Genomic DNA, 10,134 nt, shown 5'->3' with positions numbered 1-10,134 from the left:
GTATGTTATGTACGGGCGTTTTGCAAACGCCCCCTAAAGGAAAACTTTTTTATCTCTTACCTCTTTACTTGTTAGCTAATAAGTAAATTACCGCCATTCGTATGGCAACCCCGTTCTCTACTTGTTGTAAGATAATTGATTGGTCACTATCAGCTACTTCACTAGTGATTTCTACCCCTCGGTTGATAGGTCCTGGGTGCATAATCACAATTTCTTTGTCTAAGCTATCCAAAATCTCTTTGGTGAGTCCGTATTGTTGTACATATTCGCGAGTAGAAGGAAAATAACTAATGTCCAAACGCTCATTTTGGATGCGCAACATATTCGCTACATCACACCAATTCAGTGCTTTGCGTAAGTCAGTTTCTACTTTCACATCCAATGCGTGTATATATTTAGGAATGAGCGTTTGAGGCCCGCATACCATCACTTCAGCACCTTGTTTGTGAAGGGCAAAAATATTAGAAAGTGCCACCCGTGAGTGCAATATGTCGCCTACAATCACTACTTTCTTACCTGCTACCTCACCCAAACGTTCTCGTATGGAGTACGAGTCCAAAAGCGCTTGTGTAGGGTGTTCGTGAGCTCCATCACCAGCGTTTACAATCGAAGCCTTCACCTGTTGTGAGAGAAATACTCCCGCACCAGGGTTAGGGTGGCGCATTACTATCATATCCACTTTCATCGATAAGATATTGTTTACAGTATCTACCAAAGTTTCTCCTTTAGTAACTGAAGATTGTGAAGCCGAAAAATTAATCACATCAGCAGAGAGGCGTTTTTCTGCCAATTCAAATGATAGGCGTGTGCGTGTACTATTCTCGAAGAAAAGATTAGCAATAGTAATATCGCGCAGTGAAGGCACTTTTTTTATAGGACGGTTGATGACCTCCTTAAAATGGTCAGCAGTCTCAAAAATTAACTGTATATCCTTTTCAGTGATATACTTGATACCCAATAGGTGATTCACACTCAATGCACTCATTTTATATTCTTTTTAAGTGGTTGTGCAAAAGTAATAATAATTTCTTAATTAACAACAATTTTTTATTCCCACCGCTCCCACTGTTCTCACCACTCCCACCGCTCTCACCTCCCTCCGAAATAAAAAGTGCGATGTTCACAATATGAAACACCGCACTTTGTCAATTGTCAATAATCAATTGATTACACAACTTCATTTAAGTAAGCTTTAAGCATCCAAACAGTTTTCTCTTGTCCAGAGATAAAGTCGCTCATCAGTGAGTTAGTACCCTCGTCGCCTATTTCGTCAGAGAAGTTCAACAATTCTCTTTCCAAAGGCAATAATGCGCTAAGAGTATCAATGATCAAACGCACTGTTTTATCATCGTCAAAAATATTTTCACCTACAGGAACAGAAGTGTGTTTCACATAGCTTTCGAGAGTGTGGAAAGGCACACCTCCAAGGGTGAGAATACGTTCAGCAATTTCGTCTACTTGTTCTTGAGCGGTAGTGTAAAGCTCTTCAAATTTTACGTGAAGTTCAAAAAAGCGTTTTCCTTTTACATTCCAGTGTACACCACGCAAGTTTTGGTAATACGTTTGATAGTTGGCAAGCAATACGTTTAGCAAGCCGATTTCTTTTTCTACTTTGGCTTTGTCAAGCCCTAAGGTATTTAATTTCATAATGTTGTTATTTTTTTAATTCTACGCTGCAAAGATATAATAAATTTGTTAAATACAATAATTAAATTTAATAGATTTTTTTAATAGTGCTATTACCTCCTCCGAGACTCTCCAAGATTATCTGAGTTTTTCCCGCTGGCGCAAGCTTGTAGCCCACAGCTCCCACAATTCCCACAGTTCCCATTATCCCTTCCCTAACGTGAGCTTGTAGCTCGTGCTCCCCTCATTTCGCTCCCACTATACTTGAAAATCAAATATTTATAAAAATCTTATTTTTTTTAACACAAATCCCCTTGCTAATTCAAAACAAAATACTACCTTTGCCTATTATTAACGAAAGTCAAACGAAACAATTGCTATTTTATGGATAAGTATTCTTTCTTGAATGCCGCAAGTACGGCCTTTTTCGGTGATTTATACGATAAATATTTAGAAAACCCCGATGCGGTAGAACCCAGTTGGCGCGCTTTCTTCCAAGGTTTTGATTTTGCTCAAGAGCAATATGGCACTTCCGTTGAAGAAGCTATACCCGCAATGGCACAACAAGTAGTGAGTGACGAAAACCCCGCCTTGATTGATAAGGTCAAAAAAGAATTCGCTGTTCTCAACCTCATCAACGATTATCGTACTTACGGACACTTATTCGCTCAAATCAACCCGCTACGCCCTCGTGAGCCTTATACCCCTACCTTGGCTATCGAAAACTACGGACTCACATCCGCCGATTTAAACACCTCTTTCGATGCCGCTCGCGAAATAGGCTTAGCCCCCGCACCCCTCAGCACTATCGTCGAAAAACTCCAAGCTACCTATTGTAAATCTATAGGAGTGGAGTTCCAACACATTCGCAATACCGAAGAACGCAACTGGTTTGTCAAACGATTACAACAAAACCATAATACCCCTCACTTTTCTAAAGAAGAAAAACTACAAATCCTTCAAAAACTCAACGAAGCGGCTTCTTTTGAGAACTTCCTACATACAAAATATGTAGGTCAAAAACGTTTCTCATTAGAAGGTAATGATACCCTTGTAGCGGGTCTCGATTTTATGATCGAAGTAGCTGCCGAACAAGGCGTAAAACACGTCGTACTCGGTATGGCGCACCGCGGTCGATTGAATGTATTAGCTAATATATTCCACAAAAATCCACAAGATATCTTCTCCGAGTTCGATGGTAAAGATTACGAAATGGACGATTGGTTCGATGGCGACGTGAAATACCACTTGGGTATTACCACCCAGCGCAACACCCGTACTGGCAAAACCGTCGATATGAACTTAGTGCCAAACCCCTCACACCTCGAAGCTGTAAATGCACTCGTTGGAGGGATTACCCGCGCTAAACAAGACCGCTATTGTCAAGGAAATATCCGTCAAGCCTTGCCTATACTCATTCACGGTGATGCAGCCGTTGCAGGTCAAGGTATCGTCTACGAAACTGTACAGATGTGCGGCTTGCGTGGCTTTACTAATGGAGGTACTGTACATATCGTGGTCAACAACCAAGTTGGTTTTACTGCTAATTTTTCCGATTCGCGCTCCTCTCTCTACTGCACCGATATTGCAAAAATGAACGAATCACCTGTGCTTCACGTCAATGCCGATGATGCCGAAACCGTTGTACATACTTTCCTCTTAGCAATTGATTACCGCCAAACCTTTGGCAAAGATGTGTATATCAATCTCTTTGGCTATCGCAAATACGGTCATAATGAGGGCGACGAACCCCGATTCTCTCAACCGATAATGTATAAAACTATCGGAAAACACGATAATTCTTTCCATATATACGCACAAAAACTGATAGGGGAGGGGATTACCCAACAAGCGTATGTTACCGAAATAGAAAATGCTTACAAAGCATATCTCGATACTTGCCTCGAAGCCTCTCGCAAAGAGCCGATTACAATATTAAAAACTTTTATGCAAACCGAATGGCAGGGCTTTGAAATAGCCTCTCCTCAGGAAATGCTACAAAAGGTAAATACAACTATCGCTAAAGAAAAACTTGACCAGATAGCTGCCGTACTTACCGAATTACCCGCCGATAAACCTTTTATTAATAAGGTGAAGAAAATTATCGCCGACCGTAAAGAAGCGTATGCTAATAACCATATCGATTGGGGAATGGCGGAACTCTTAGCTTATGGATCGCTCCTCACCGAAGGTTTCGATGTGCGAATCACTGGCGAAGACGTACAACGCGGTACTTTCTCACATCGCCACGCCGTGCTCAAAACTGAAGATACTGAAGAAGAAGTATGTTTCTTAAAAGACTTAAAAACTAAACAATTAGCAACAGGTAATTTCTATATCTATAACTCCTTGTTATCCGAATATGGAGTCTTAGGCTATGAGTATGGTTATGCAATGGCAAGTCCGCGCACACTCACTATATGGGAAGCACAGTTCGGCGACTTCTCCAATGGCGCTCAAATAATGATCGACCAGTATATTTCTTGTGGTGAAGGCAAATGGAAAACCCAAGACGGCTTAGTGATGTTACTCCCTCACGGTTTCGAAGGCCAGGGAGCCGAGCACTCCTCAGCGCGCATAGAACGCTATTTACAACTCTGTGCCGAAAACAATATGTATGTAACCAATTGTACCACTCCAGCCAACTTTTTCCACCTCTTGCGCCGACAGATGAAAACCAACTTCCGCAAGCCCTTGATAGTGTTCACACCTAAGAGCTTGTTGCGTCACCCACAAGTGATTTCAACGGTAGACGATTTAGCTGCAGGGCATTTCCAAGAAGTGCTCGACGACCCTATCGCCAATGCTGAAAAGGTAAAACGCGTGGTTTTCTGTTCCGGCCGTTATTACTACGACCTTTATGCCGAGCGTGAAAAACTCAGTAGAGACGATGTAGCCTTGGTACGTATTGAGCAGTTGTTCCCATTGCCTGTTGAGCAGCTTAAAGCTATCATAGCCAAATACACTCACGCCACCGATTTCGTATGGGCGCAAGAAGAACCAAAAAATATGGGCGCTTATGGCTATATGCTAATGAATTTTGATTTGGTAAAATGGCGTTATGTAGGCACACCTGCTTATGCAGCCCCCGCCTCTGGTAGTCACACCCGCGACCGCAAACGTCACAACCAAGCCATTGCCGCCGTATTTATTCCGTAGGGGCGAATGGCAATTCGTCCTAATGACAATTCGTCCTAATGGCAATTCGCCCTAATGCAATTCGCCCTAATGCAATTCGCCCTCACAAATAGAGCTTTTTGAACGTCAATATGAAAGCAATCATTACATTACTATTGTTGATAACCACTTATGCACTATCAGCGCAAAAAACAGTTGCCAAAATTGTGTCACGAGAGCAAAATTCGCCATTGCTCGTGGTGAATGGTGTTCTGATAGATGACGACAAGGTAGGTACTATCTTTTTAAATGCAATTGAGCCTAATGATATTGAGAATATCAATGTACTTAAAAGCATATTTAAAGATCCTTCTGCTATTGTTTTATGTAGCAGTAAAGCCGAAAAAGGAGTGGTTATCATTACTTTGAAGAAAAGCAAAGATACTTCTAAGAAAGCTAACCTATCAAGAATAGAAGTTCCTAACAAAGATTTTCCTCTGGTTGTTGTCAATGATGTAGAGTTTTCAGATCCTGAAGTAGGAAAGCTTTTTATGAACAATGTCAGCCCTAAAAGAGTAGAGAGTATCGTAGTGCTGAAAGACAAAAAAGCTACTGAAAAATACGGTGAGAAAGCTAAAAATGGAGTGATTTTGGTTACTCTAAAAGGTAATCCTGAAAAGTTGGATATACCTCTAATAGAGAAAACTCCATAAAATAGCCCCCCTCAGTATGAGCTACAGCCTCGTGCCACGAGTTTGCAAACTCTAAATTAACCTCAATGAAAACAATTATTACATTCTTGTGTTTATTTATCATCGGAACTGTATCAGCACAGCGAAAGCCTATTGCAGCTTTAATTGTATTAGATAGTATTTCCCTTGTAGAGCCTCAACTAAGAGTGCTTGCTTCAGATATACTCACAAAATAATTCACCGTCAGGTGAAAATTCGTGAGATAATGTAAAGTAAAGAGTTTTTTACAGCCCTTATTTCGTGAAAATTCGTGAAATTCGTGGGAGATTTAAAACATTTTACTGATTATTTAATAATTACTTACGTCGAACTCACGTTAAATTAGCACCTAACCCCTAACACCTGTTACCTATAAAAAAAATGAGCCGAACTTTTTACATTAAAAATACACAAGCACCTGAAGAAATGACTCCTCAGCAATTGCTCAACCTCCAGCGTGACGGATTTGTACAATACTCTATTGATAATAACAACGAACATTACTCCCAAGTGATGAATGCACCGCTTAGTGATTGGGGCTATATGCTGATGGGACAAGAAGGCATTAGTGGTCGCGGTTTTGAAGTCTCTTACGACACCGAAACCCAAGACTACGGTGTGCGCGTATTTACTCCCAGTACCGAAGCCGATTGGTTAGGTGCGTACGAGTTTATTGGCAAAGTAGCCACCGCATTGGGTAGCAAAGTAGTTGATGAAGAAGGAGAAGTTTATGAACCCAATGCCATTACGTACAATTATAGAAACGATATTAAATTTGGCATCAAATGTTATGAAGGTGAAAAAGGAGGATCTTATCTGTTCGGTGTCTATCGCCCTATATGTTTGTCAGACGAAATGATAAAACGGTTATTAGCTGCCGAAGATAAGGTAAAAGCCTTTAGTCAGCTTATAGAAAAACAACTATATGAGCACCCTGATGCATATATCGCACGTCAGCAGTTTTTTAGAAATGATAAAGGAGAGGTGATGGGAGCTTATGCTCTTACAGAGGGTGTCCCTACTATTTTACCTTATGAATATCCGCCTTTTGTAGATTTTACCCAAGTAAACCTCAGTCAGGACGATGTAAAGTTGTGGCGCATTAGTTTAGTAGTCATCAACGGCGATGAAAACGACCCCGATGCTTATGAGGTACTCGACGGACTTGATTATAAAACCTTTTTAGAGCGATTGCCTCAAGAGAAAATACAAAAACTCGATGGTCACTATATGCTTATAACCCTCAACCGACAAGAACTCGAAACTCTCTTGCAAAATGATAAACAAGAACGCAAAGGATTCTTAGCAAAATTGAAAAACTTTTTAACGACGAAATAACTAATACCTAACACCTAAAACTAAACGATATGTTGGAAATGAAAGTCCCCTCACCTGGGGAATCTATCACCGAAGTAGAAATAGCCCGTTGGCTTGTAAAGACCGGGGATTACGTAACTAAAGACCAAGCTGTTGCCGAAGTAGATTCCGATAAGGCAACCCTTGAACTTCCCGCTGAAGCTAGCGGAATTATTACATTGCAAGCCGAAGAAGGCGAAGCCGTAAAAGTAGGACAAGTGGTATGCTTGATTGATACTGAAGCAAAAGCTCCAGCAGCTCCTTCATTAGCAGTCCCTTCATCATCGCAACCAGTGAAACAAGAGGCTCCCGCACCTCCCGCTGTTCCCACCACACCAGCTTGTCCCCCTTCGGGGGAACGGAGGCAATCAGAATCTCCCACCGCACCAGCTTCTCCCACTTCAGGAGATCGAGGACTATCACCGGCCGCTCGCAAGATATTAGCAGAACGCGAGATTCCTGCATCAACAGTAGTAGGTACAGGCAAAGGCGGTCGTATCACCAAAAACGACGCTCTTAAAGCTTCTAAGCCATCAATGGGAACCCCCACAGGAGGTGTGCGTCGTGAAACACGTGCTAAGATGAGTATGTTGCGCCGTAAAGTAGCCGAACGTTTAGTGAGTGCTAAAAACGAAACCGCTATGCTCACTACTTTCAATGAGGTTGATATGACGGCTATCTACCAGTTGCGCGCCGAATATAAGGACGCTTTCAAAGAACGTCACAACGTGAGTCTCGGCTTTATGTCGTTCTTCACTTTGGCAGTAGTACGCGCCCTCAAACTCTTCCCCGATGTCAATTCAATGATTGACGGTCAAGACAAAGTTACTTACGATTTCTGCGACATCTCTATCGCCGTATCAGGCCCTAAAGGCTTGATGGTTCCCGTTATTCGTAATGCCGAGAACCTCTCCTTCCGAGGTGTAGAAGCCGAAGTAAAACGTTTAGCTACCCGTGCTCGTGACGGACAAATTACGGTCGATGAGATGACCGGAGGTACCTTTACCATTACCAATGGAGGTGTCTTCGGATCAATGTTGTCTACTCCTATTATAAATCCACCACAATCCGGTATTTTGGGTATGCACAATATCGTCGATCGCCCTATAGTGCGCAATGGTCAAATAGTAATTGCCCCCGTGATGTATGTCGCCCTTTCTTACGACCACCGTATCATCGACGGACGTGAATCAGTAGGATTTTTAGTAGCAGTAAAAGAAGCTCTTGAAAATCCCATCGAGCTCCTAATGAACGGCAACCCAAAACAAGCCCTTGAACTCTAAGAGCTAAGAGGTAAGAGCTAAGAGGTAAGAGGTAAGAGCTAAGAGGTAAGAGTTTCCCCAAACTTTTACCTCACCGCTCCCACCGCTCCCACCGCTCCCACCCTCCCATAATTCTCACAGCTCCCATAACTCCCACCGCTCCATTATCGCCTGTGCGGCTCGCATCTCCCACCATTCTCACCACCTCCCACCACCTTTTTCCGGCTTGTCCCCCTTCGGGGTTGTCGGCAATTGCCGAGTAAGTGAGTCGGGGGCCTCCCGAAAGCGTTAATTTTCTGTTAAATTTCTTATTGCCTATTTCTGTGTAAAAATAATATTGTATTTTTGCACTTCAAAGGATAAGTGTGTCTAATAATACACACATTTTTTCTAGTAATTAGCATTTTTAAGAAATACATTCATTCACATTATGAAAAAGTTTATACTATTACAATGTTTCTTTTTAGTCGCTATAGGTAGCGCTACAGCACAGCAATTCAAAATACGTTATAAAAACACTGTCAAAGGAGATATGATAGTGGTAGGTAATACTGTATTAGGTACCACTAAAACAGGTAACTTTGATGATTTAACCAAAGTGAATGGATCGGTAGACCAAGTTTTTGTCGATATTGATAACGACCCTAATACTTTCAATTCTAGCTCCGCAAATGTCAAAGACCCTAACCCAGGAAGTACCTGCGAACGCAAGGTAAAAAAAGCTTTCCTCTATTGGGCAGCAAGTAGTTGGGGATGGTATGGAGGTAAAAATAAAGTCGATAGAAATAAGTTCAACCAAGTAAAATTTAAGATAGGTTCAGCTAATTACCAAGACATCATAGGAACAAAAATCTTAGATTCTAATGATGCCTATATATATGTAGCCGATGTTACCGATAAACTCATTGGTGTAGCAGGTACTTACACCGTCGCTAATATACAAGCTGTTACCGGTAGAAGCACAGGCTATGCCGGCGGTTGGACACTCTTTATAGTTTATGAAGATCTATCTAAACCAGCGCGTAACATCACCTTGTTCGATGGTTGGGAAGAAATATCTAACACCACTAAAGAAATAAAAATTGATGGCTTTACAACTGTCCCTACAGGTCCCGTAAAAGCCAAAATCGCCTTTGCTGCTTTAGAGGGCGATGTTGCTTATTATGGCGATGGACTCCGAATAAAAACTAATAAAACATCTCATTTAGGTGTATACCTTCACCCCCCAGGACGTGAATATGCATCAGGAAGAGGTGAAAACTTCTTCAAAAGTTTTATCACCGATGAAAACGGTGAAAATTTTGACCGTAACCCTAAATCCAGAAACCTACTGGGTATCGATGTAGGTATTTTTGATCTCCCCAATGCAGGAAATAATATCTTAGGAAATAATACCTCTTCAGCAAGCCTCTTCGCTAGTACAAATGGTGACGTCTACTATCCTTTTATGTTCGCCTTCAGCGTAGAGGTAATACAACCTCACATCGCTCTCGAAAAACGCGTGTACGATGCAGCTAATAATGATGTTACCAATGCTACCAATATAGCCTTTGGCGCTTCTCTCCGTTATAAAATACGCTTCAGAAATACCGGGAATGATGATGCTAAAGATTTGGTAATCACCGATATACTCCCTAAAAGTTTACAAAATAATGTAAGCGGTATTAGTGTACCTTCAGGCGTGTCTCCTTCAACTTACAACCCCAATACCCGTGAAATAAAATTTACGGTAGATAAAAGTTTAGTGAAAAGAGGTAGTGCTTGGCAAGAAATATCTTTCGGCGTACAAGTTGCTAATAATTGTAACGATTGGCGTGACCCTTGTGCTAATGAGGTGGAAAACAGCGCTTTCGCTACCTATAACGGCGTAGAAAACCCTGTTAATGGTGGTATTAAAACCTACAGTTTCCCTCTAGCAGGCTCTTGTGGTGCGGCTACCGAAGCCCCTACAATTTTTACCGTTGCAACTGATTTTAGTAAATGTGCCTATAAAGAAACCATTACCCTTTGTCAAGCCAATGCTGTACTTACAGCTGCCGATG

Annotated in this window: 6 protein-coding genes and 1 pseudogene; 5 read left to right on the top strand and 2 right to left on the bottom strand. The window is 41.7% G+C overall.

The features are described 5' to 3' along the window. Positions 1 to 64 precede the first annotated feature (64 nt). The gene (locus HMPREF9073_RS14450; protein ID WP_009414370.1) at positions 65 to 985 is read right to left on the bottom strand and encodes an aspartate carbamoyltransferase catalytic subunit; all 921 of its coding nucleotides are present in this window, start codon (positions 983 to 985) and stop codon (positions 65 to 67) included. Positions 986 to 1,167: 182 nt separating this feature from the next. Further along, positions 1,168 to 1,647, bottom strand: a complete 480-nt coding sequence (locus HMPREF9073_RS14445; RefSeq protein WP_009414368.1) for a Dps family protein — start codon at positions 1,645 to 1,647, stop codon at positions 1,168 to 1,170. 363 nt (positions 1,648 to 2,010) lie between these two features. Between HMPREF9073_RS14445 and HMPREF9073_RS14440 the strand changes: the two genes are divergently transcribed. From HMPREF9073_RS14440 to HMPREF9073_RS14420, 5 genes and pseudogenes are all read left to right on the top strand, one after another. Continuing rightward, the gene (locus HMPREF9073_RS14440) at positions 2,011 to 4,785 is read left to right on the top strand and encodes a 2-oxoglutarate dehydrogenase E1 component (protein ID WP_009414367.1); all 2,775 of its coding nucleotides are present in this window, start codon (positions 2,011 to 2,013) and stop codon (positions 4,783 to 4,785) included. 110 nt (positions 4,786 to 4,895) lie between these two features. Next, a complete protein-coding gene (locus HMPREF9073_RS14435) occupies positions 4,896 to 5,456 on the top strand; it encodes a TonB-dependent receptor plug domain-containing protein (protein WP_009414366.1) in 561 nt (186 codons plus the stop codon). A 399-nt stretch (positions 5,457 to 5,855) separates the two neighbouring features. Then, positions 5,856 to 6,812, top strand: a complete 957-nt coding sequence (locus HMPREF9073_RS14430; protein WP_009414364.1) for a DUF4299 domain-containing protein — start codon at positions 5,856 to 5,858, stop codon at positions 6,810 to 6,812. Between the two features lie 29 nt (positions 6,813 to 6,841). Beyond that, the gene (odhB, locus tag HMPREF9073_RS14425) at positions 6,842 to 8,113 is read left to right on the top strand and encodes a 2-oxoglutarate dehydrogenase complex dihydrolipoyllysine-residue succinyltransferase (protein ID WP_009414363.1); all 1,272 of its coding nucleotides are present in this window, start codon (positions 6,842 to 6,844) and stop codon (positions 8,111 to 8,113) included. Positions 8,114 to 8,522: 409 nt separating this feature from the next. Continuing rightward, positions 8,523 to 10,134: pseudogene (locus HMPREF9073_RS14420) on the top strand (DUF11 domain-containing protein); the annotation flags it as partial.

Origin of the sequence: Capnocytophaga sp. oral taxon 326 str. F0382, from assembly GCF_000318295.1 — a bacterium.
GTDB lineage: Bacteria > Bacteroidota > Bacteroidia > Flavobacteriales > Flavobacteriaceae > Capnocytophaga > Capnocytophaga periodontitidis.
The sequence above is the reverse complement of the archived record's forward strand: the minus strand, read 5'-3'. Positions and strand labels throughout refer to the sequence as shown.